The organism is Sphingobium sp. FW305-3-2-15-F-TSA7, assembly GCF_058787155.1.
On sequence record NZ_JBYSZM010000022.1, the window covers coordinates 66,765 to 86,362 of the forward strand.

General features: G+C 65.4%; 26 protein-coding genes. 16 read left to right on the forward strand and 10 right to left on the reverse strand.

The window, feature by feature from the left end:
- Positions 1 to 30 precede the first annotated feature (30 nt).
- Positions 31 to 654, forward strand: coding sequence for a porin (locus AC3WN8_RS17725; RefSeq protein WP_492670788.1), 624 nt, complete (start codon positions 31 to 33; stop codon positions 652 to 654).
- Here AC3WN8_RS17725 and AC3WN8_RS17730 read toward each other — a convergent pair.
- A complete protein-coding gene (locus AC3WN8_RS17730; protein ID WP_492670789.1) occupies positions 627 to 1,160 on the reverse strand; it encodes a thiamine phosphate synthase in 534 nt (177 codons plus the stop codon). The two genes, AC3WN8_RS17725 and AC3WN8_RS17730, sit on opposite strands and share 28 nt — an antisense overlap.
- A 79-nt stretch (positions 1,161 to 1,239) precedes the next feature.
- Here AC3WN8_RS17730 and AC3WN8_RS17735 point away from each other — a divergent pair, with 79 nt between their 5' ends.
- Genes AC3WN8_RS17735 through AC3WN8_RS17745 form a run of 3 tightly spaced genes read left to right on the forward strand, consistent with a single transcriptional unit; the run spans position 1,240 to position 3,393 of the window.
- Positions 1,240 to 1,920 carry a YggS family pyridoxal phosphate-dependent enzyme gene (locus tag AC3WN8_RS17735; protein ID WP_492670790.1) on the forward strand — a complete coding sequence of 227 codons (681 nt, stop codon included), beginning with the start codon at positions 1,240 to 1,242 and terminating at the stop codon, positions 1,918 to 1,920.
- On the forward strand, positions 1,917 to 2,624 hold the full coding sequence (locus tag AC3WN8_RS17740) for an HAD family hydrolase (protein ID WP_492670791.1): 708 nt from the start codon (positions 1,917 to 1,919) through the stop codon (positions 2,622 to 2,624). Before AC3WN8_RS17735 ends, AC3WN8_RS17740 begins: the two co-directional genes overlap by 4 nt.
- A gap of 4 nt (positions 2,625 to 2,628) precedes the next feature.
- On the forward strand, positions 2,629 to 3,393 hold the full coding sequence (locus tag AC3WN8_RS17745; protein WP_492670792.1) for a sulfite exporter TauE/SafE family protein: 765 nt from the start codon (positions 2,629 to 2,631) through the stop codon (positions 3,391 to 3,393).
- 39 nt (positions 3,394 to 3,432) lie between these two features.
- On the opposite strand, the gene AC3WN8_RS17750 is transcribed toward AC3WN8_RS17745, so the two are convergent.
- Positions 3,433 to 4,383: an isopenicillin N synthase family dioxygenase gene (locus AC3WN8_RS17750; protein ID WP_492670793.1), complete on the reverse strand. Its 951-nt coding sequence runs from the start codon at positions 4,381 to 4,383 to the stop codon at positions 3,433 to 3,435.
- 239 nt (positions 4,384 to 4,622) lie between these two features.
- Here AC3WN8_RS17750 and AC3WN8_RS17755 point away from each other — a divergent pair, with 239 nt between their 5' ends.
- The 3 genes from AC3WN8_RS17755 (at position 4,623) to AC3WN8_RS17765 (ending at position 5,483) form a co-directional block, all read left to right on the forward strand.
- The gene (locus AC3WN8_RS17755) at positions 4,623 to 4,841 is read left to right on the forward strand and encodes a hypothetical protein (RefSeq protein ID WP_492670794.1); all 219 of its coding nucleotides are present in this window, start codon (positions 4,623 to 4,625) and stop codon (positions 4,839 to 4,841) included.
- Between the two features lie 262 nt (positions 4,842 to 5,103).
- Complete coding sequence (locus AC3WN8_RS17760) at positions 5,104 to 5,241, forward strand: hypothetical protein (protein WP_492670795.1); 138 nt, start codon at positions 5,104 to 5,106, stop codon at positions 5,239 to 5,241.
- 56 nt (positions 5,242 to 5,297) lie between these two features.
- On the forward strand, positions 5,298 to 5,483 hold the full coding sequence (locus AC3WN8_RS17765) for a PspC domain-containing protein (protein ID WP_492670796.1): 186 nt from the start codon (positions 5,298 to 5,300) through the stop codon (positions 5,481 to 5,483).
- Positions 5,484 to 5,502: 19 nt separating this feature from the next.
- Here AC3WN8_RS17765 and AC3WN8_RS17770 read toward each other — a convergent pair whose 3' ends face one another.
- The gene (locus AC3WN8_RS17770; RefSeq protein ID WP_492670797.1) at positions 5,503 to 7,869 is read right to left on the reverse strand and encodes a putative bifunctional diguanylate cyclase/phosphodiesterase; all 2,367 of its coding nucleotides are present in this window, start codon (positions 7,867 to 7,869) and stop codon (positions 5,503 to 5,505) included.
- Positions 7,870 to 8,071: 202 nt separating this feature from the next.
- Here AC3WN8_RS17770 and AC3WN8_RS17775 point away from each other — a divergent pair, with 202 nt between their 5' ends.
- Positions 8,072 to 8,611, forward strand: coding sequence for a peroxiredoxin (locus AC3WN8_RS17775; RefSeq protein WP_492670798.1), 540 nt, complete (start codon positions 8,072 to 8,074; stop codon positions 8,609 to 8,611).
- A gap of 128 nt (positions 8,612 to 8,739) precedes the next feature.
- On the opposite strand, the gene AC3WN8_RS17780 is transcribed toward AC3WN8_RS17775, so the two are convergent.
- The 5 genes from AC3WN8_RS17780 to AC3WN8_RS17800 form a co-directional block, all read right to left on the reverse strand.
- Positions 8,740 to 9,087: a GFA family protein gene (locus AC3WN8_RS17780; protein WP_492670799.1), complete on the reverse strand. Its 348-nt coding sequence runs from the start codon at positions 9,085 to 9,087 to the stop codon at positions 8,740 to 8,742.
- Between the two features lie 66 nt (positions 9,088 to 9,153).
- Positions 9,154 to 9,558 (reverse strand): gamma-glutamylcyclotransferase family protein, encoded by a 405-nt coding sequence (locus tag AC3WN8_RS17785; RefSeq protein WP_492670800.1) that lies wholly within the window; start codon positions 9,556 to 9,558, stop codon positions 9,154 to 9,156.
- Between the two features lie 4 nt (positions 9,559 to 9,562).
- A complete protein-coding gene (locus AC3WN8_RS17790) occupies positions 9,563 to 9,892 on the reverse strand; it encodes an antibiotic biosynthesis monooxygenase family protein (protein ID WP_492670801.1) in 330 nt (109 codons plus the stop codon).
- Positions 9,892 to 10,638, reverse strand: a complete 747-nt coding sequence (locus AC3WN8_RS17795; protein ID WP_492670802.1) for a DUF72 domain-containing protein — start codon at positions 10,636 to 10,638, stop codon at positions 9,892 to 9,894. Before AC3WN8_RS17795 ends, AC3WN8_RS17790 begins: the two co-directional genes overlap by 1 nt.
- Before the next feature lie 17 nt (positions 10,639 to 10,655).
- Entirely contained in the window at positions 10,656 to 11,174 is a 519-nt protein-coding gene (locus tag AC3WN8_RS17800) for a hypothetical protein (protein ID WP_492670803.1), read from the reverse strand.
- Between the two features lie 198 nt (positions 11,175 to 11,372).
- Between AC3WN8_RS17800 and AC3WN8_RS17805 the strand changes: the two genes are divergently transcribed.
- The gene (locus AC3WN8_RS17805) at positions 11,373 to 12,050 is read left to right on the forward strand and encodes an endonuclease III domain-containing protein (protein ID WP_492670804.1); all 678 of its coding nucleotides are present in this window, start codon (positions 11,373 to 11,375) and stop codon (positions 12,048 to 12,050) included.
- Here the strand turns inward: AC3WN8_RS17805 and AC3WN8_RS17810 are convergent.
- Positions 12,005 to 12,466 carry a 2'-5' RNA ligase family protein gene (locus AC3WN8_RS17810; protein ID WP_492670805.1) on the reverse strand — a complete coding sequence of 154 codons (462 nt, stop codon included), beginning with the start codon at positions 12,464 to 12,466 and terminating at the stop codon, positions 12,005 to 12,007. The genes AC3WN8_RS17805 and AC3WN8_RS17810 overlap by 46 nt on opposite strands.
- A gap of 264 nt (positions 12,467 to 12,730) precedes the next feature.
- Between AC3WN8_RS17810 and AC3WN8_RS17815 the strand changes: the two genes are divergently transcribed.
- The 5 genes from AC3WN8_RS17815 (at position 12,731) to AC3WN8_RS17835 (ending at position 15,683) form a co-directional block, all read left to right on the forward strand.
- The gene (locus AC3WN8_RS17815; protein WP_492670806.1) at positions 12,731 to 13,159 is read left to right on the forward strand and encodes a VOC family protein; all 429 of its coding nucleotides are present in this window, start codon (positions 12,731 to 12,733) and stop codon (positions 13,157 to 13,159) included.
- A 58-nt stretch (positions 13,160 to 13,217) separates the two neighbouring features.
- On the forward strand, positions 13,218 to 14,660 hold the full coding sequence (locus AC3WN8_RS17820) for a S41 family peptidase (RefSeq protein WP_492670807.1): 1,443 nt from the start codon (positions 13,218 to 13,220) through the stop codon (positions 14,658 to 14,660).
- Between the two features lie 85 nt (positions 14,661 to 14,745).
- Positions 14,746 to 14,874 (forward strand): hypothetical protein, encoded by a 129-nt coding sequence (locus AC3WN8_RS17825; RefSeq protein WP_492670808.1) that lies wholly within the window; start codon positions 14,746 to 14,748, stop codon positions 14,872 to 14,874.
- A gap of 11 nt (positions 14,875 to 14,885) precedes the next feature.
- Positions 14,886 to 15,191: an alkylphosphonate utilization protein gene (locus AC3WN8_RS17830; protein ID WP_492670809.1), complete on the forward strand. Its 306-nt coding sequence runs from the start codon at positions 14,886 to 14,888 to the stop codon at positions 15,189 to 15,191.
- 120 nt (positions 15,192 to 15,311) lie between these two features.
- Complete coding sequence (locus AC3WN8_RS17835) at positions 15,312 to 15,683, forward strand: hypothetical protein (RefSeq protein ID WP_492670810.1); 372 nt, start codon at positions 15,312 to 15,314, stop codon at positions 15,681 to 15,683.
- A gap of 29 nt (positions 15,684 to 15,712) precedes the next feature.
- On the opposite strand, the gene AC3WN8_RS17840 is transcribed toward AC3WN8_RS17835, so the two are convergent.
- Positions 15,713 to 16,348 (reverse strand): TetR/AcrR family transcriptional regulator, encoded by a 636-nt coding sequence (locus AC3WN8_RS17840; RefSeq protein WP_492670811.1) that lies wholly within the window; start codon positions 16,346 to 16,348, stop codon positions 15,713 to 15,715.
- A 79-nt stretch (positions 16,349 to 16,427) separates the two neighbouring features.
- Here AC3WN8_RS17840 and AC3WN8_RS17845 point away from each other — a divergent pair, with 79 nt between their 5' ends.
- Positions 16,428 to 18,578, forward strand: coding sequence for a TonB-dependent receptor (locus AC3WN8_RS17845; protein WP_492670812.1), 2,151 nt, complete (start codon positions 16,428 to 16,430; stop codon positions 18,576 to 18,578).
- Positions 18,575 to 19,585 (forward strand): alpha/beta fold hydrolase, encoded by a 1,011-nt coding sequence (locus tag AC3WN8_RS17850; RefSeq protein ID WP_492670813.1) that lies wholly within the window; start codon positions 18,575 to 18,577, stop codon positions 19,583 to 19,585. The genes AC3WN8_RS17845 and AC3WN8_RS17850 overlap by 4 nt, the downstream gene beginning before the upstream one ends.
- Positions 19,586 to 19,598 lie beyond the last annotated feature (13 nt).

Below are 19,598 nucleotides of genomic sequence, written 5' to 3' on the forward strand. Positions count from 1 at the left end.
GCCGCTCGCGAAACCGCAGAAAATGGCTCAATGCCGCGGGTTTCGTTGAGTGCGCGTGGCGGAGTCGGATCGTTCACCCCGGCCGCCGCCGATCCCAAACTGGCCGCCTTGCTCGCGCGGACATCCTTGTCGGGCGCGATCTTCCGATTCACGCCGTCGGGCGAATCGGGCAAGAGTCGCCAGGTCACCGTGGCCGTCCGCGCCCGCAGCGTGACCTTGGGCATGAGCTCGGCGCTGACTCTGCGCACCGATGCGCCGACCATCGCGTCGCTGGGCGTCACGCCGTCCGCTTATAATCTCGGCGCCTCGATCGGCTGGAAGCGCTTCGCGCTTTCGGGCGATGTCGCGCGGGTCGATACCGGCCTGATCCCGGGCGGGCGTGAGCTCGTCAGCGCCGGCGCCAGCTATACCGCGCCCAAGTGGAGCGGCCGCGTTCAGCTCGATGCCGATCGCGGCATCGGCATCCAGCCGCGCATGATCACGCCGGAGAAGAGCTATTCGCTCGATGTCGGTGGCAGCTATCGCCTGACGCGCAATCTCGATGTGACCGCGGGCGTGCGTTACCGGATGGACGAGCGTGACCGGCTCCAGCCGCTCGCCGACAACCGCCGCGACAGCCAGGCTGTCTATCTCGGAACTGCGTTCAAGTTCTGAACCCGGTCGGGCGTGAGCCCGTCGATTCCCGCCCAGCCATATGCTCCCATTGCAAGCAGCCGCTTCGCGCGCCTGGCGTCGAGTCCGCCCAGCGCGATCGCCGGCATTGGCGCCTGAGCGAGCAGCGCGGCGAATCCGCCCAGGCCCAGCGTTTTTGTGCCGGGATGCGAGCGGGTCGCGAAGACCGGTGAGATAAAGACGATATCGGCATGGTGCGCGGCGCGAAGCTCTGCCGCATCATGGACGGGCCGGCTCACGATCATCGATCCCGCGCCGATGCGCGAAAAGCGGCCATGCGCGCCGTCCGCGCCCCAGGCGGCGGCCCGGGACGGTGGCCCGGCGAGCAGCAGCATCAGGCCGCGCCGGCGCGCGACGCGCTTGACCCGATCGAACAGCATCCGCCGCGCGGACGGTGAAAGGCTGTAATGGCGAAAGACGATTCCGCTGCCGCGCGGCAATGCGTCGAGCGCGCGCCAGAGCAGATCGCCCTGACGCTCGTCGGTCATCAGCCAGAGACGCGGCAGTGCGTGGGAAGATCGGGATCGGGGGTGGCGGCGGCGCATCGCGCTTTCTATAGCAGCCGGCATGACGATCCATGAAAGCCCCGATGATGCGGCGACGCGCCTCGCCGCGGTCCGCACTGCCATGGCGAAGGCCACGGCGCTTGCACGCCGGCCCGCCGACGCGGTCACGCTGATCGCGGTCTCCAAGACGCACGACGCAGATGCGATCCAGCCGCTGATCGATGCCGGCCAGCGCGTGTTCGGCGAAAACCGCGTCCAGGAAGCCGAAGCGAAATGGCCGGCATTGCGCGAAGGCGATGAGGCGCTGTCGCTGCATCTGATCGGCCAGCTCCAGTCCAACAAGGCCGAGGCGGCGGTCGCGCTGTTCGATGCCATCCATTCGGTCGACCGGTCCTCGCTGGTCGGGGCGTTGGCACGGGCGATGGACAAGGCCGGGCGGCGTCCCGATTGCTTCGTCCAGGTCAATATCGGTGCGGAAGAACAGAAAGGCGGCTGTGCGATCGCCGACCTGCCGGCATTGCTGGCGGAGGCGCGCGCCGCGGCGCTGCCCGTTCGCGGCCTGATGTGCGTGCCGCCCGCCGATGTCGAGCCGGCGCCCTATTTCGCGCTGCTCGCCAGGATCGCGCGCGACAACGGACTCGATGGGCTGAGCATGGGCATGTCGGGCGATTACGAGACCGCGATCATGATCGGCGCCACCCATGTCCGCGTCGGCACCGCGCTGTTCGGCAAGCGCGGATGAGGTTTGAGGGCATCATCTTCGATTTCGATGGCGTGCTGCTCGAAAGCGAATATGCCGGCAATCGTCATCTCGCCGAGACATTGACGTCATTGGGCCACCCGACCAGCGTCGAGGATTCGATGGCCAATTTCATGGGGCTGGCGGGCGCCGATTTCCTCGGCGCGGTCTCCGCCTGGATCGGCGGGCCCGTTCCCGACGCTTTCCATGTCATTCGCGCCGAGGAGGATGATCGCGCGATCCGCGACGGGATCGCCGCGGTCGCGGGCGCGATCGACTTCGTCGACAGCCTGCCGCCGTCGGTACCCCGCGCCATCGCCTCGTCGAGTTCGACACGCTGGATCGCCGCGCATCTCGACCATCTCGGCATAGGCGCCGCGTTCGGCGACAATATCTTCAGCGGCCGCGAACATGTCGCGCGCGGCAAGCCGGCACCGGATCTCTACCTCCATGCCGCCCAGGCGATCGGGGTCGATATCCGCCGCACGCTGATCATCGAGGATTCGCCGGTCGGCGTGACCGGCGCCGTGGCGTCGGGCGGCTATGTCGTCGGCCTGTGCGCGGGGCAGCATTGCGCGGCGGACCATGACGCCCGGCTGCGCGCGCTGGGCGTGGATGCCGTGGCGCGGAGCTTCGAGGAGATCGCATCGCTGCTCGATCGTTCGGGCGGAATGGCCGAACAAATCCGGCGATCCGCATCGATATGACGTCATGGCGGACGGATCGTTGCTGACCGATCCTGCCTTCTACGCGCTGGCGATCCCGGCGGTGATCCTGCTGGGATTGAGCAAGGGCGGTTTTGCCGGGCTCGGGACGGTCTCGCTGCCGATGATCGCGCTGGTGATCTCGCCGATCCAGGCGGCGGCGATCCTGCTTCCGATATTGATCGTGCAGGATGCCGTCAGCGTCTGGTCGTTCCGTCGCGAATGGAGCGGTCGGATCATCGCCGAGCTGCTGCCCGGTGCGATCGTCGGGATCGGACTTGGCTGGCTGCTCGCCGCCCAGGTCTCGGTGAAGGCCGTGATGGCGGCGCTCGGCGCGATCACCATCGTGTTCGCCGCACAGCGCCTCTGGGTCGAGCGGCACGGCACGATCGCGGCGGCGGCCAATGCTCCGGCGTGGATCGGCGCGCTGTTCGGCCTCGTATCGGGTTTCACCAGCCAGATCGCGCATGCCGGTGCGCCGCCCTTCCAGATGTGGGTGATCCCCAGGCGGCTCGATCATCTGACGTTCGCGGGAACCACAGCGATCTTCTTCGCCGCGGTCAACTGGATCAAGGTGCCGGCCTATTGGGCGCTCGGCCAGTTCAACCATGAAACATTGATGACCGCCGCGGTGCTGATGCCCGTCGCGATCCTGTCGACCTTTGGCGGCGTGAAGCTGATCCGGCATGTCTCGGCCGATCGCTTCTATCGCGCGATCTACGTGCTGATGCTTCTGGTCGGCGCAAAGCTGCTGTGGGACGGTCTCGTCTGAGGGGAGACAGTCAAAGCCTGACGGGGGAATGCCGGCCTCTTATTTCAGCAAGCCGATCTCGCGCAGGCGCTGGAACAGATAGTCGTCGGCGGTGATCGGCTCGGGATAGCGGTCGGGATTTTCCGCGCTGATGCAGCCGGGCAGGGTCCGGATCTCGAAGTCCGAACGCAGATGCAGGAAAAAGGGCATCGAATAGCGCGGCACGCCGCGGCGTTCGGGCGGCGGATTGACCACCCGATGCGTGGTCGACGGCAGCACATGATTGGTCAGCCGCTGCAGCATGTCGCCCACATTGACCACCATCGCGCCTTCGGGCGGCTTGATCGGCAACCAGCGGCCATCGCGGTCGAGCAATTGCAGCCCCGATTCCTCGGCGCCGAGCAACAGGGTGATGAGGTTGATATCCTCATGCGCGCCGGCGCGCACGCCAGGCGCTTCGGCGGAGACCGGCGGATAATGGAGCAGGCGCAGCACGCTGTTGCCCAGGTCGACCGGATCGACGAACCAGTCCGGAGCCAGGCCGAGGTGCCGCGCGATCGCGGAAAGCAGCCGCGCACCGACCCGGTCGAACGCCGCATAAAGTTCGGTGAAGGTTTCGTGGAATCCCTCGGGCCGGTCGGGCCAGAGATTGTCGGGCATGGTCGCGCGGTAGCGATGGCCCGGGGGCAGGTCGCGGCCGACATGCCAGAATTCCTTCAGGTCATGCTCGCTGGCATCCTTGGCGATCTCGGTCCCGAACGGGGTATAGCCACGCGCGCCGGCCTTTCCGGGCAGATAATATTGCTTCTTGTACGCGGTGGGCTCGTCGAAGAACGCCTTGGTCAATGCCCAGGCCCGATCGATCAGCGCCGGATCGATGCCATGATCGGCGATCACCGCGAATCCGTAACGCTCGAACGAGGCGCCGAAATCGCGCGCGAACGCTTCGGGGTCGCGCTCTTCGTCGGCGAGCGACAGCGGCGGGACGGCGGAGGCGGGGGTGTCGAGCATGGAAGTCATCCTTTGGCCCTTTGGGTCCGGACCTTAATCTAGAGTGATTTCGAGGCAGGTGGAATCACCTGCCGACTCGGAAATCACGGAGAACAAAGGACGTCTAGAGTCGATCCGGTTCAACCTGAACCGGATCGACTCTAGCGACTCGAATCCGGTGCGAACAGAGGCTGTGACCCAGACCACAGCGCGGCCGGTGCCGAGCGGGCATCAGCATTGCCGGCAGGGGGCGATTCGCGATGCAGACGATCTTCTATGTGATGGCGATCCTGGGATGCGGCGATGCCGGTACCGGCTGTCAGGCAGTCCGGACGCCGCCCACGCGTTATGCAAGCGCCGCGGCCTGCCGTGCCGCGGCGGAAACCGCGCTGATGGCACATACCGATCTCGATTATCCGTTGTTGCGTGTTGATTGCCGCAAGACGATCCGGCCGGCCGCGGTGACCCGGCCCGGCTGACGCGATCTTCGAAGGCGGGGGACTGTCCGGAATCGGTCAAAAGAATGATCGACCGCTCGGGACCGTCCGGATTGGGCGCGCCGTGCGCCATGGATTGGTAAAATCCGCCAATATTAGTGGATATATTCGCCGCCATTTTTCGGATTTAAAGAGAAAAACGCCGTGATTCCGCGGAATCGCGAAACTGGCACGCTCCATGCAATGTTGCTGGCATCTCCGCTCGATGGTCGGGCGGAACGCTGAAAACTCAGGGAGTGATCAAATGTCCATCGACCTTTCCAACGTCCAGCGCGCCGCGGTTTCGCTGGTTGGCGCTCTGTTCCTCGCCACCGTCTTCGTCGGCACCGCTGTGGCGCCGTCCGAAGCCCAGGCTGCAGTCGTCGTCACGCCGGTCCGTTGAGGACCGGCGTCCGACCCCGGACGCATCACATCATATTCTGACAGGAAACCGCAGACATGACCGGCCGCTTCGCTCTCGACAAGACCAACGCCAAGGTGATGGGCGTCTGCGCCGGCTTCGCGCGCTGGACGGGCATGGACCCGACGATCGTCCGCATCGCGGCTGTGGCGTTGACGCTGCTCGGCGTTGGATCGACGATCATCCTCTATCTGATCGTCGGCATGATCGCGCCGAACGCCTGACGCCCTCGCGCCGCGCCGCTCAGCGCGACCGCGCGCGCAATCCCTCGGACCGCGCGGGATCCGCAAGCACCGAACCCTCGAACTGACCGATCGGGCGGGGTTCGCTGATCAGATAGCCCTGGACCTGGGTACAGCCCTGCAGCCGCAACTGGTCGAGCTGCTCTTCGGTCTCCACACCTTCCGCCACAACCTCGAGATTGAGCCCGCGGCCGAGCGAGATGATCGCCTGGACGATCGAGCGGGCATGGCTGTTGTGCAGCATGTCCGCGATGAAGGATCGATCGATCTTGACCTTGTCGAACGGGAATTGCCGGAAATAGCTCAGGCTGGAATAGCCCGTTCCGAAATCGTCCATCGCGATCTGCACGCCGGTTTCACGCAGGCGGCCGAGGATCTCGACCCCGCGTTCGGCATCCTGGACAAAAACGCCTTCGGTGATCTCGAGTTCGAGCCGCTCGGGCGGCAGCCCGGCATCGGCGAGCGCGTGTGCGACGGTATCGCAGAGATCGGCATAGGCGAATTGCGCGGGCGACAGATTCACCGACAGCTTGAGCGGTGGATCCCAGCGCGCCGCTTCGGCGCAGGCCGTCCGCAACACCCATTCGCCAAGCTCGATGATGAGGCCGCTATCCTCGGCGATCGGGATGAAATCGTCGGGCATCATCAGCCCGCGTTCCGCATGATTCCAGCGTACGAGCGCTTCGAAGCCCTCGACACGCCCGGTCTCCATCCCGACCAGCGGCTGATAGTCGATATGCAGTTCGCCAAGCGCGATGGCGATGCGAAGATCGGCCTCCAGCGCCGCACGGCCGCGGGCCATCGCGTCCATCGCAGGCTCGAAGAAGCGGAAAACGCCGCGCCCGTCGGCCTTGGCGCGATAGAGCGCCAGATCAGCATGGCGAAGCGCGACAGCCCCTTCCTCCGCGTCGCTCGGGATCATCGCGATGCCCAGGCTGGCGGAGATGCGCAGCACCTGACCGTCGATGGTGACCGGCCGGTTGAGCCGTGCCAGGACCCGCCGCGCGATCGAAGCGACGTCGATGTCGATGTCGCGCATCTTGCACATCATCGCGAATTCGTCGCCGCCCAGCCGCGCCGGCAGCATGCCCGGCATCGACAGGTCCCTGAGCTGGTCGGCGACATGGCGCAGCAGCTCGTCTCCGACCGGATGGCCGTAAATGTCGTTGATCGTCTTGAAGCGGTCGAGGTCGAAGCAGAAGATCGCGACCTCGTCCCCGGGGCCGCGCTCGGTGGCGGCAGTGGCGACGCTGGCGTTGAACAGCGAACGGTTGGCGATGCCGGTCAGCGGATCGTGATAGGCGAGATGGTGGATGCGCTGCTCCGCTTCCTTGCGGGCACGGATATCGCTGATCACGAGCACGGTGTGCGGTTTGCCGCGCCAGGAAATCGGCCGCGCCGTCACCTCGACGTCGATCGTCTCGCCATCCTGTGCGCTCAGCATCATTTCGCGGGTCTGGCCCGATTCGATGAGCTGGGTGAGCGACCGCGGATCGGCGAGCGCGGGCAGCGTGGCCGCAAGCGGCGTGATCGCGATCCTGGGCCAGCCCGCGAGCGTGCGGAATGCCGCGTTGACGTCGACGATCCGGCTGCCTTCGACCACCGCCAGTCCCTCGATCGCGGCGTTGGCGAAATCGGTCACGCGCTGCTGTTCGGCGATGCGCCCCAGGGCGAGGCGATGGTCGAACCACAAATGCATGCCGCCGACCAGGATCAGCATGAAGGCGCCGGCACCGATCAGCATGACGAGCGTGTCGGAATGCATGGCGTCGGCCGGCACGGCGATGCGCGGGTCGGGGGTGATGCCGGCGGCGGACATCGCGGTGAAATGGAGCCCGCAAATGGCGAGGGTGAAGAGGAGAGCGCTGGCCGGCACCGACCAGCGGCGCAGCCTGCGCCGGGCGATCAGCGCGAGCCACGCAAAGCCTGCGCCGACGATCAGCGAGGCAAGCACGATCTGCGCGTCCCAGCCGACATGACCCTGCACGCGCAATGCGGCCATGCCGACATAATGCATCGTCGCGATGCCCGCGGCGAGCACGAGCGCAGGCAATGGCGAAAGCGAACGCCGCCGCGTGCGCAGCTCCAGCCACCAGCCGAGGCCGCTCATCGCGACCGCCGCGACGATCGAGAGCAGAGTCAGCGTGACGTCATAGCCGACCGGCAACCGCGGCTCATAGGCGACCATCGCGATGAAATGGGTGGACCAGATGCCGAGGCCGGTGGCGAGGCCGGCAAGCGCGATCCATTGCGGCCGCCGGCTATGGCGCAGCGCCGATGCGCGCCTGGCGACGAGCATCGCAAGGACGGTTGAGAGCGCGCAGATGATCGCCGCTAAAATGACCAGCCGATGATCGTGCTGTTCCACGATACAGGCATAAACCCGTAGCAAATCTTTCCCCCGACGCGGTTGCGCGACTTCCATTCTTGCTTAGGGCGGCAAGCGTTAAGGAAGCGCGAATCGTTCGCACCAGGCGATGCGATCATAAGGACCTTCAGCTAGCCGCTTCAAAGCCGGATGATTTGCGCGTAGGTTGCCGCATCCGCCCCCGGGGAGAAGGTGCCGTTCCATGAAGACGCTTCGCATTGCCATTGTCGCCGCCGCGTTGCTTGCGCTCGCCCCTGCCCAGGCCGCGCTCGCCCCCGGTGCCAGGGCGCCCGATTTCACCACCCAGGCTTCGCTTGCCGGAAAGCCGTTCAGCTTCAGCCTGTCGCGCGCGCTCAAAAAGGGGCCGGTGGTGCTCTATTTCTATCCCAAGGCCTTCACCAAGGGCTGCACGATCGAAGCGAACATGTTCGCCGAGGCAACCGCCGATTTCGCGAAGGCGGGTGCGACCGTGATCGGGATCTCCGCCGACAAGATCGACGTGCTCAACGAATTCTCGCGCAAGGAATGCCGCGACAAGTTCGCGGTCGCCTCCGCCAGCCCGGCGGTGATCAAATCCTATGACGTCGTCTTCGCCGCCAAGCCCGAATTTTCGGATCGCACATCCTATGTGATCGCGCCCAACGGCAAGATCCTCTACGCCCATTCGGAAATGAACCCGGCCGACCATGTGAAGAACACGCTCGCCGCGGTTCAGGCCTGGAAGGCCAAGCACAAGCGCTGAAGGTACAGTCAATCGGCCCATGCTGGTCTGCAAATGGCGCTCCCCTGCGCTTCCGGTGCTCACGTACTGAAATACGCTGTGCGCCGGTTCTCGGAGATCACCATTTTCGACTCAGCATGGGCCGATTGCTAGAAGCTGCGGCCGTCGACCTGGGTGATTCTGACGGCACTCAGGTCGATGCCCTCGATGCAGCGCAGATTGACCGCCGCCATCTCCGAGCCGTCGGGGCCGGTGCCTTCGGCATAGGGCGCGCAACCACAGGTGCCGCAGAAATGGTGCGCGATGGTGTGTTTGTTGAAGCGATAGGTGTGCAGCTCACCCTCGACCGGATCGAGCGTCAGCACGCCGCGCGGCACGAAGGCGAGCAGATAGCCCTTTCGTGAGCAATGCGAGCAATTGCATTCCATCGCCTCGTCGAGCGGTGCGTCGACATCGAATGCGACGTTCCCGCAATGGCAGCTTCCGCGATTGGTCATGATCCACCTCCAACCTCACCCGTCCTAACGGGATCCGGTGCCGCCATCAAGAACAAAAAGAGAACATCAGGCGAGCTCAGCGAGAAAGTCGCCGCTTTCGATCCGTTTCGCGGCATCGACCGGCCATGCATAGACATAGGTCCAGGCCATGCGGCTCCGCCCGTCATGCGTTACGGCGATGCGTGCGCGGCGATATTCGTGCGGTTCCGCGTCATCGCGGCTGCAGCGTTCGTAGATGTCGAGTGACGCCAGCAGGGCGTCGGGATCGGCCGCTTCGAACAAGGCGCCGTGCACCGGCTCGCCGGCGTCCGCATCCGCCACGAGGCCGGGATAATGCGCGATGCGATAGAGCCTGCCCGGTGCCGATGCGGGGCCAAGCCAGCGGCCATGCCCGGTCATCCGCGCTTCGGCCGATCCGCCCGGTCGCAACGTGCCATAGACGAAGATCAGCGCATGGTCGGCATCGGCCATGCCGTCACCCGCCGGGCGTATCGACGATCAGGTCGTCGGTCACCGTCATGGTGAAGACGGGGACGTGGTCCGGTGGCGTCTCGGCGACGGCATCGACGAACATCGCGCGCGCCTCGGCGTCGTCATAGACCATCTTCACGTCCATCGCCGCCTGCCAGCTCGCCTCGTCGGGCCACATCGCATAGCCGACGAAACGGCCATCGCGGTCGCGGTGAAGGCGTGATCCATAGCTGCCATAGATGCGGGTGATCGCGTGCGTGCCGCGACGCCAGGCTTCGCGGAACTGCTCTTCCTTGCCGGGATGGACGCGCCACCAATAGACGGCGACGAACATCAGCCCAGCCGCGCGGTCAGCGCCTCGGCGGCCGCGGGCGCGCGGACCTTGGCGCCGTTGATCATGAAGACGAATGTGTCGCGATCGCCCTGTGCCCATGCCCTTGCCCGCTGCGCCCAATCGTCGAGCGCGGCGGCCGAATAGCCGGTCTCGATCTCCTCCTCGGCACTTTGCAGCCGGGCATAGGCGAAATCGGCGGTGGCCTCGTCGATGGTCGGATAGCCCGCCTTGTCGGCGAAGACGATCGCGGCGCCGGCATCGCGCGCCAGATCGACGAACGCCGTATCCTCGAAGCTTTCATGCCGTACCTCGAGTGCGTGGCGCAGCGTCACGCCATCGACGCTGGCCGGCAGCAATTTCAGGAAGGCGCCGAAATCCTCGCGATCGAACTTCTTGGTCGGCATGAACTGCCAGAGGATCGGGCCAAGCTTGTCGCCAAGCGCCGACAGCCCCTGATTGGCGAATTTGGCGATCGATTCGCCGGCATCGGCCAGCACGCGCCGGTTGGTGCAGAAGCGCGAGGCCTTCACCGTGAAGACGAAATCCTCGGGCGCGGCGTCGGCCCATTTGCGGAAGCTCTCGGGCTTGAAGCTGCTGTAATAGGTGCCGTTGATCTCGATCGCGCTCATGCGCGAGGCGGCGTGCTCGAGTTCGCGCGCATGCGGCAGCTTGTCGGGATAGAAAGTGCCGCGCCATGGCTCATAGGTCCATCCACCGATTCCGACCCTGATGCGTCCGGCGCTCATCATTCCGTCTCCCTCGTTCAGCCGTGCACGGCGCAGCTCACCATCCAGAGCGGTGCGACATTGCCCTGGAGCATCATGTCGTACGTCACGCCCTTGGGGCCGCGCTTGCCGCCCGCATCGACCCAGCGGGCGCCGCGTTTCGGCACGATGATTTCTTCCGACCATGCCGTCGGGATGAGGCCCGAACGGCCCGTGTCGCCGACCGAGAAGCCGAACGCCACCTTCATCTCGACCGGCCTGACGCGCAGGTCGTTCTCCATCCCGATCCGTGCGGTCCAGCGTCCGTCGCTGGAAAAGCGGACCCAGCTCGCTTCGGGCGTCCCGCCGATCATCCGTGTCCGTCCGGCCTGGCCGAAGGGGTGGGTGGCCCTGAGCGACCAGGTGACGCTTTTGGTCTTGCCCTGTTTGTTCACCGTCCGCGCCAGTTCCCTGGCGTCGATGGTGTAGGTCGCGCCGCATGCCATCGCCGTGCCCATGGCGGCGTGCGCCAGCGCCAATGCGCCCAGCCAGCGTGCGGTCATTCCAGTCTTGCGCAAACCCCGTCTCCCGATACGCGAGCGGCATGCTTTAGAGCCTGATCGGTTGAGGTGGAAGCGCGAAGCGTTCCCGGCGAAAGCGTGAATCGGGCTCTCGGCCCGCGGTCGAACCCGATCGCCTGTATTGGCCGGGTTTCGGGTGGCGGCGGCATCGAATCGGTCTTCCCATTTGTTCGCTGTTTGTTCTAATCTCGGGCCATGCAGACTCGATTCGATTTCGGCGGATCCGATCTCGAGCGCTGGCGGCAAAAGCTGGCGCCGTTTCTGGTGGACGTGGCATTGCGTCCGCCGCGTCGCCCGACAAGCGAACTCATCAAGGCGATGATCAGCGGCCGGACGCTCGATGCCGACTCGCTTGCGGCCTACGAGAATATCGTACGCTGGTTTCGGTCGCCCCGGCGATTGGCCAATGCGACGGCCGTCGAGATCGAACCGGTGATCGCCGGCGTGAACCATCCCGCGATCAAGGCGGACTGGCTTTCCCGCGCATTGCAGGCCATCGGGCGCGACCGGCCCGATTATCGGCTGGAGTTTCTGGGTGGCGTGCCGCTGGCCGACGCGCTTGCCTATCTCGAGAAATTGCCGGGCGTCGGGCGCAAGGTCGCGGCGTCGGTGCTCAATGCCAGCACGCTGCGCCGCCCCGTCTTCATCGTCGATACGCATGTACTGCGCGTCCTTCGGCGCCTCCATTATGTGCGATCCGTCGCCGATTATCCCGAAGCGAGCGAGGCGGTGACCGCCGATCTGCCCCATTGGTCGGGCGAGGAATTGCTCCTGCTCCATATCGCGATGAAGCGGCTCGGACAGCGCCACTGCCATCACCGTTCGCCCTATTGCCGGGGCTGTCCGCTGGCGGGCGAATGTCCCGGGCCGTGAGGCTGCGGACCGGCCGTCAGCGGCCAGCATTTATGGATGATATGCCGCGTCTGCCCATGGAGGCTCTCGACCAGCCAGAGCTGGTCGGCACTCCAGCTGATCGGATCGATCGGCTGCGCTGGTGCCCGTTTGCCGCCATAGCCAAGCGTGACATGCGGCTTGAAAGGCGACCAGAGTGCCGGGTTGAGGCCGATCGCGGTCGCGATCTCCACTTGCAGCACGTTGAATCCGCGCAACGGCTCGCTCGGTTTCAGCAGTGCGCGACTGCCCGCGGCAATGATCGTGTCGAATATCAGGGCGCACGACGGCAGCGTCCGATCGGCAAGCGCGTCGACGATCAGCGCGATCACGCCATGCGGCGTCTCGTCGTAACCGCCGCCGGTCCCGATCGTCACATGGAGCCTGTCCTCGGTCACGGGCGTTCCTACCATCGACGGCAGGCACCAATGCGCGATTTCGCGTCGCACGGCCGGCGGCGGCGGCAGGAAGAAATACACCCGATGACGGCGATGCCGATTCATAGCGGAGACCCCTGGAGCGACGTCAGGTCGGGCGGGACCACCCGGCGGCATACACATCGCGACGATTGACCCAGCCGCGTCCAACGAGTCGGGCGCGGGCTTTTCATTATAGAACATATAAGGAACATTTGAACCCCGATCAAACAAGGAAACGCAATCATGAACGAGATTATCCGAGGCGGATTCCACCATATCGACCTCAACGTCAGCGACCTCGCGGCATCGCGGCGCGTCTATGGCCTGCTGCTCGAATTTCTCGGCTATCGGCTGGTGAAGGACGAAGCCGATGGCTGCGAATGGGATCTTGCCGGCGACGGGCACGGTGCCGCGCTGGGCCTCAAGGCCTGCGATCCGGCGCTGCGCGACCATGTCCATCGCCGCTACGCACCGGGGCTGCACCATCTCGCCTGGCGCGCGCAGAGCCGGGCCGATGTCGACGCGCTGCACGATCTGCTGGTCGAACACGGCGTGACGGTGCTCGATGCCCCGGCGCATTATCCCGAATATTGGGGCGATTATTATGCGGTGTTCTTTGAGGATCCCGACGGGATGAAGCTGGAGGTCGTCCATGCGCCGGGATGGATCTGAACCTGCTGGTTCCGATCACCAAGCTGGTCTAGCATCTGAAGCAGCGTGGAGTAGGACGATGAGACAGCGGCGGTTGGGAACGGCGTTGGGCGTGCTCGCACTGCTGTCGGCCTGTGGCGGCGGTGGGGGTGGCGGAGCGAGCGGCGGCGTCACGCCGACACCGACACCGACGCCTACCCCGACTCCCACCCCAACCGCATGTTCGCTACGCGACCGCCAGACCTGGGCGGCGGCTCAATTGCGCGAATGGTATCTGTTTCCTGAGACTTTGCCGGCCACGCTCGATCCGGCCCCCTATCCGACCGTCGATGCCTATATCGATGCGCTGACCGCGACCGCGCGGTCGCAGCGCCGCGACCGTTTCTTCACCTATCTGACCTCGATCGCGGAGGAGGACGCCTATTACGCATCGGGCGCCAGCGCGGGCTTCGGATTCCGCCTGTCGACCGATACCGCGCAGCGCCGCGTGATCATCGCCGAGGCGTTCGAGGGCGCACCGGCGCTCTCCGCCGGGATCGATCGCGGCACCGAGATTCTCGCGATCGGCGCCAGCGCGGCATCGTTGCGGACGGTCAGCGATATCATCGCCGCCGAAGGAAGCGCCGGCGTCACCAATGCTCTGGGCGCGTCGACCGCGGGCGTCAGCCGGACCTTCCGGGTGGTCGATGGCGCCGGCACGCGGACGGTGACGATGGCCAAGGCCGATTATTCGCTGACGCCGGTCTCCGCGCGCTACGGCGCCAGGGTCATCGACGATGGCGGCCGCAAGGTCGGCTATGTCAATCTGCGCACCTTCATCACCACTGCCGATCCGGCCCTGCGCAACGCCTTTGCCGATTTCCGGGCGCAGGGCGTCACCGACGTCATCGTCGACCTGCGCTATAATGGCGGCGGTCTGGTCTCGATCGCCGAGCTGTTCGGCGATCTGCTCGGGCGCGATCGCTTCACCTCGGATGTCATGTCCTACACCGTCTTCCGCCCCGAAAAATCGGCCGAGAACGAGACCCGCAATTTCCGGCCGCAGCCGCAATCGGTCGCGCCGACGCGGATCGCATTCATCGGTACGGGCGGGACGGCCTCGGCCAGCGAACTCGTCATCAATGCCTTCATTCCCTATCTGCACGCCCGCGCTGCGCTGATCGGTACCAACACCTATGGCAAACCCGTGGGCCAGATCGCGCTCGACCGTGCGGCCTGCGACGATCGGCTGCGCGTGATCGCCTTCGCGACGCAGAACAGCGCGCGCCAGGGCGATTATTATGACGGGTTGGCGGGTAAGATGGAGGCAAGCTGCCAGGCGGCCGACGACCTCACCCGCCCGCTCGGCGATCCGCAGGAACAATCGGTCGCGCGGGCGCTCGATTTCCTCGCCGGGCGAAGCTGCACGCCGATCGCGCCGGGGCCGAGCGCCCAGGCATTCCGTGGCGGTCCCGCGCGGTTCGAACTGTTGACTCCTGACCGGCCGTCCACCGCGCAAAGGGAAGTACCGGGTTCCTTCTGAGCGAATCGTGCGAATTGATGCCCGGATCGGCCGGGCTTCGCGCTATGGACGACACAGAGGCGCCTGCCTCGCGAAGGAACATGTCATGGCGAAGAGCCAGAAGAAATCGAACAAGGAAATCCGCAAACCCAAGGCGGAGAAACCCAAGAAGCTCAATGCGTCCAATCCCTCGACCAAGCCCGGCCCCGTCGGCCTGGTGACGATCAAGAGCTGAAGGGGCCGGCTATGGCGGCGGAAGAAGACGCGTTCGTCTATGACGAGGCGAGCGGCGAATGGATCAGTGCCGACGAGGCGGCGGCGCGTGCGCCGGTCGAGGGCGTCGAGGTGCGCGACGCCGTCGGCAATCTGCTTGCCGATGGCGATCAGGTGACGCTGATCAAGGACCTCAAGGTGAAGGGCGCCGGCCAGACGCTCAAGCGCGGCACGCTGATCAAGTCGATCCGCCTGACTGGCGACCCGCAGGAGATCGACTGCCGCCACGACGGGATCAAGGGCCTGGTGCTGCGTGCGGAGTTCGTGCGCAAGCGGTGAGGCATCAGACCAGGCGGATAGGTCGCGCGGATCCGTTCGGTGGAGAAAGACCTTCGGTCATCGAAGCATCCCCTGCCGCGTCAGCGGCTATAGCATGGCGCTGGACGGGGGGAGGCAGCCATGACGCCAAAACGGATACAATTGGGCATCGCATCGGTGTTCTTCATCCTCGGCGGATGGGCATTGCTGGCGCCACGCAGCGTGATCGACCTGTGCTTCCTACCCGAATATCGGACGGGCACGGCGATCCTGCCCTTCGCCATTGCCTGTTTCGGTGCGCAGGCGATGATCTCCGGGCTATTCGCGGCCTTCAGCCGTTTCACCCGCACCACCTTCCTCGCTTATGGCGTCGCGCTCATTCCCTTCTTCGCGTTCAATGCCTGGTTCACGTTCGTCGACCCGGTCTTCACCTGGGTCGGGCTGCTCGATGCGCTCGGCAATGCGGTGATGCTCGCATTGTGCGTGCTGGGATGGCGCCGGGCCGAGGCCTGACCCGCTTCCCCGGGCATTGATGCAACGCGCTATGACGTCAGCGACGCTTCGCCGTCCTTCGCGGTGGCGGGGATGCCGGCATCTGCGAGCAGCCGCACCAGCAGGCCGGTGGCTTTCTGGAGCTGCAGGACATCGGCCTTCTCGCCGATCGCGGTGGTCGCCATCATGCCCGCCGTGAAGATCCGCAATATATAGGCGGCATCCGCCGTCGAGACCTGCGGCAGCGCTTCGTCCGATGCTTGCAGATGCAGCAGGCTCTGCGCGATCGACCTGTCGAGCTGACCGAGATTCTTCTGAAAGATCGCACGCAGTTCGGGTTGCGAAAGACTGTAGGTCCATGCCTCCAGTTCGAACCGGCTCGACGAGGCATTGCCGCGATGGCCGTAGGACAGCAGGCGTGACGCCAGCGCGTCGGCTCGATCGATCTGCTCGAGTGAAAGGATATCGGAGCCATGCTCGCCAGCGATGGCGAGGATCACGGCGTCCTTGCTCTCGAAATAGCCGTAAAATGTGCCTTTGCTGACACCCGCCTCCACGCAGATCTGTTCCACCGTCACGGTCATGCCATGCGTATTGAGCGAACGATGCGCGGCCTGAAGGATCTCGGAGCGACGTCTTGCGGCGGTTTCTGGCCTGATTTTCGGCATGGCGCCAAGTTTAGCCATTGCCCCTCCCGGTGCAATGCCCGTTGACAAAATGACTGATGAGTTCATTTTGTGGCGCGGAGCGACCCAGGGGGAAGAGATGGAAAAGCGGAAAATCGGCGTGCACGCCGGGCTGGCGGGCGGCACTTTCGCCATTGTCGCAGCGCTTGCGGTTCCTGCGCAGGCGCAAACCGAAACCGGCGCGGATGCCGAATGGAGCGAGATCGTGGTGACGGCGGCGAAGCGCGCGGAACGCGTTCGCGACATTTCCGGATCGGTCAGCGCGTTCGACGAAGCCGCGCTCGAGACCGTCGGTGCGCGCAGCCTCGCCGACTATCTCACCCGCACGCCGGGTGTCGTCTTCAACCAGACCGTGCCCGGAAATTCGGCGGCGATCATTCGCGGCGTCGCCACCACCACCGGCATCGCCCAGGCCCAGGGCACTACCGGCTATTTCATCAACGACGTGCCGATGACCGATCCATTCTATTCGGGCGGCATCCCGGACATCGACACGTTCGACGTCGACACTGTCGCCATCCTCCGCGGCCCGCAGGGCACCTTGTTCGGATCGGCCTCGCTCGGCGGCGCGATCAACTATCAGGCGCGTCGTCCCAATCTTGCCGGGATCGAGGCCCATATCCGCGGCACTTATGAAACGGTGCGCCGCGGCGAGGACGGTTATTCTGCCAATGCGATGCTGAACCTGCCAGTCATTTCGGACAAGCTCGCGATCAGGGGCGTTTTCGGTCACCGCCGGATCGGCGGTTTCGTCGACAATCTCGGTACCGGTGAAGACGATTCCAATCGGACGACGATTAATGGCGGGCGTGTCCAGGTGGCGTTCCGACCTGCAGAGGGTACCACCATCAACTATCTCTTCCTGCGCCAGGTCCAGCGCACCCGCGATATCGGATCGACCGAACCGGCGATCGGTCCGTACGAAAAACGGACGCTGATTCCCGAACCCTTCCGCTATGCCACCACCATCCACAATCTGCGGCTCGATCAGGATCTGGGGTTCGCGTCGCTGACCGTGACCGCGACACGCCGCGCCAAGATATTTTCCGGGCAGCAGGATTTCCCGAGCTTCGCAGGCGGCGCGCTGGCGGGCTATGCGCCGATCGCGTTTCTCGAACCGGGCACGATCCGCGGCGAGACGGTCGAGGCGCGGCTGACATCGCCGACCGGCCAGCGTTTCGAATATCTGGTCGGCCTTTTCCACGACCGGACACGGCAACGGATCGTCAATCAGCTCGACGCACCCGCCGCCGCGGGCGATTTCGGAACGCCGATCCTGCTCGATGCGATCGTTCCCGTCCAAGGCCGCGAAAGCGCCCTGTTCGGAGAGGGAAGCTGGCGCCCTAGCGACACGATCAAGCTCACCGCCGGCGGCCGCCTGTTCCGCACGCGGCTCGCGTCGACGACGATCACGTCGGGGCCGCTCGTCGGTGCGACGACCATTGCCGGGGGGAATTCCCGCGAGACCGGCTTCTCGCCCAAGCTTTCGCTGACCTGGACGCCCGATCCGGACCTGATGATCTATGCGCTGGCATCGCGCGGTTTCCGGTTCGGCGGGCCGAACATCGCCACCGACCCCCAATTCTCCATCCCGCCCCAGTTCGACTCGGATGCGCTGTGGAATTACGAGATCGGCGCACGCGCCACGCTCATGGACGGCCGTCTGCTGCTCGACGGCACGGTCTATTGGATCGACTGGAGCGACATCCAGGTCACCCAGTCGAGCCCGGGCGGATTCACCTATACCGCCAATGCCGGCCAGGCGCGCAACCGCGGCTTCGAAGCGAGCGCGCGCCTGCGCCCCTCGCGGGGGCTCACCATCCAGGGTTCGGTCACATATCTCGATGGGGAGCTGCAGCGCGATTTCTCCTCCGCGGCCGGCCTTGTCCGTGCGGGATCTCGCCTGCCGGGGGCATCGCGCTGGCAGCTCTCGGATTCGATCACCTATGAGGCGGCGGAGATTGCCTATCGGCCGAGCATTTCGCTCAGCCATCGCTACGTCTCGCGCGCACCGGGAGAACTCAGGCCCCTGCCCCGGATGCAAGGCGGATATCATCTCGTCGATCTGCGCATTGGCGCGCAGATCGGCGCGTTCGGCGTCGCCGCCTTTGTCGACAATATCGCCGATGCGCGCGGCGTCTCGCAATCGACCTCCGGCCTGGTGCGCGGGCCGATCCAGTATCTCGTCCGCCCGCGGACCATCGGATTGACGCTGGACTATCGTTTGTGACGACGCGCCTGCTCGCGGCGACGATCGCTGCCCTGCTGTCGCTGACGCCATCTTATGGTCAGGCGCCGGCACCGTGTGAGCAAGACGGGATCGGCCGCGACAGTTTCTGCGCGCTCGGGCCCGTGCGGCTGCATTTCGTCGATTATGGCGGCGAAGGGCCACCGCTGATCCTGCTTGCCGGGCTGGGAAGTTCGGCGCGGATCTTCGACAGCTTTGCCCCCCTTTTGCGGCGCGGCCACCGCGTCCTGGCGATCACCCGCCGCGGCTATGGCCAGTCCAGCGATGCGGCCGATGGGAATTATTCGAATGCGGCGCTGGTGAGTGACGTCATCGGCCTGATGGACCGGCTGGATATCGGCCGCGCCTCCTTTGTCGGCCACAGCATTGCGGGCGGCGAACTGGCGACGCTGGGTATCGACCATCCCGGCCGCGTCGAGCGCCTGATCTATATCGACGCGGCATATGACCGGTCGGCGGTCCCGGCCTTGATGGCGGCAATGCCTCCGATGCCGGGGCCGCCCGCCGAGATTCGCGCGGATGTGCGGAAATTCATCCAATGGCGCGCGCGATCGCTGGGCGTGCGGCCGACTTCGGTCGCGGCCGATATCGTCGCCACGCTCCGCCAGGGGACGGCCGGCGCCGTTCCAAGGACCAGCGATGCGGTGGCCGCCGCCATTCTCGCGGGCGACATCGCCGCGCCGGAGCCATGGCAAGCGATCGCAGCACCTTCGCTCGCTTTCTATTCGTCCAAGGACGTCGTCGAACAATTGCCGCCGGACGCGAGCAACGAACAGCGGACCGCCTTTGTCGATTATTCGATCAGGATGCTGAGACCCTGGATGCTGCGCGAACAAGCCGAATTCCTCGCACGCCGGCGATGCGGCATCGCCGTGGAGGTTCCGGACAGCAGCCATCATCTGTTCCTCGAGCGGCCCGCCTGGCTTGCCCGCAAGATCCTGGCGTTTCTGGCGGAGCCCTCGCCTTGCCGCGTCGCTGCCGTCGACTGATCCGCGCCACCTG

What these genes read in the sequence shown, in the direction of transcription:
- AC3WN8_RS17795 (WP_492670802.1), bottom strand. Translation starts at nt 10,638, where the DNA reads ATGAGCGCCGGACGCATCAGGGTCGGAATCGGTGGATGGACCTATGAG.
- AC3WN8_RS17725 (WP_492670788.1), top strand. Translation starts at nt 31, where the DNA reads ATGCCGCGGGTTTCGTTGAGTGCGCGTGGCGGAGTCGGATCGTTCACC.
- AC3WN8_RS17775 (WP_492670798.1), top strand. Translation starts at nt 8,072, where the DNA reads ATGAAGACGCTTCGCATTGCCATTGTCGCCGCCGCGTTGCTTGCGCTC.
- AC3WN8_RS17805 (WP_492670804.1), top strand. Translation starts at nt 11,373, where the DNA reads ATGCAGACTCGATTCGATTTCGGCGGATCCGATCTCGAGCGCTGGCGG.
- AC3WN8_RS17840 (WP_492670811.1), bottom strand. Translation starts at nt 16,348, where the DNA reads ATGGCTAAACTTGGCGCCATGCCGAAAATCAGGCCAGAAACCGCCGCA.
- AC3WN8_RS17845 (WP_492670812.1), top strand. Translation starts at nt 16,428, where the DNA reads ATGGAAAAGCGGAAAATCGGCGTGCACGCCGGGCTGGCGGGCGGCACT.
- AC3WN8_RS17760 (WP_492670795.1), top strand. Translation starts at nt 5,104, where the DNA reads ATGTCCATCGACCTTTCCAACGTCCAGCGCGCCGCGGTTTCGCTGGTT.
- AC3WN8_RS17835 (WP_492670810.1), top strand. Translation starts at nt 15,312, where the DNA reads ATGACGCCAAAACGGATACAATTGGGCATCGCATCGGTGTTCTTCATC.
- AC3WN8_RS17730 (WP_492670789.1), bottom strand. Translation starts at nt 1,160, where the DNA reads ATGACCGACGAGCGTCAGGGCGATCTGCTCTGGCGCGCGCTCGACGCA.
- AC3WN8_RS17780 (WP_492670799.1), bottom strand. Translation starts at nt 9,087, where the DNA reads ATGACCAATCGCGGAAGCTGCCATTGCGGGAACGTCGCATTCGATGTC.
- AC3WN8_RS17785 (WP_492670800.1), bottom strand. Translation starts at nt 9,558, where the DNA reads ATGGCCGATGCCGACCATGCGCTGATCTTCGTCTATGGCACGTTGCGA.
- AC3WN8_RS17765 (WP_492670796.1), top strand. Translation starts at nt 5,298, where the DNA reads ATGACCGGCCGCTTCGCTCTCGACAAGACCAACGCCAAGGTGATGGGC.
- AC3WN8_RS17735 (WP_492670790.1), top strand. Translation starts at nt 1,240, where the DNA reads ATGACGATCCATGAAAGCCCCGATGATGCGGCGACGCGCCTCGCCGCG.
- AC3WN8_RS17740 (WP_492670791.1), top strand. Translation starts at nt 1,917, where the DNA reads ATGAGGTTTGAGGGCATCATCTTCGATTTCGATGGCGTGCTGCTCGAA.
- AC3WN8_RS17750 (WP_492670793.1), bottom strand. Translation starts at nt 4,383, where the DNA reads ATGCTCGACACCCCCGCCTCCGCCGTCCCGCCGCTGTCGCTCGCCGAC.
- AC3WN8_RS17790 (WP_492670801.1), bottom strand. Translation starts at nt 9,892, where the DNA reads ATGTTCGTCGCCGTCTATTGGTGGCGCGTCCATCCCGGCAAGGAAGAG.
- AC3WN8_RS17830 (WP_492670809.1), top strand. Translation starts at nt 14,886, where the DNA reads ATGGCGGCGGAAGAAGACGCGTTCGTCTATGACGAGGCGAGCGGCGAA.
- AC3WN8_RS17755 (WP_492670794.1), top strand. Translation starts at nt 4,623, where the DNA reads ATGCAGACGATCTTCTATGTGATGGCGATCCTGGGATGCGGCGATGCC.
- AC3WN8_RS17820 (WP_492670807.1), top strand. Translation starts at nt 13,218, where the DNA reads ATGAGACAGCGGCGGTTGGGAACGGCGTTGGGCGTGCTCGCACTGCTG.
- AC3WN8_RS17825 (WP_492670808.1), top strand. Translation starts at nt 14,746, where the DNA reads ATGGCGAAGAGCCAGAAGAAATCGAACAAGGAAATCCGCAAACCCAAG.
- AC3WN8_RS17815 (WP_492670806.1), top strand. Translation starts at nt 12,731, where the DNA reads ATGAACGAGATTATCCGAGGCGGATTCCACCATATCGACCTCAACGTC.
- AC3WN8_RS17745 (WP_492670792.1), top strand. Translation starts at nt 2,629, where the DNA reads ATGGCGGACGGATCGTTGCTGACCGATCCTGCCTTCTACGCGCTGGCG.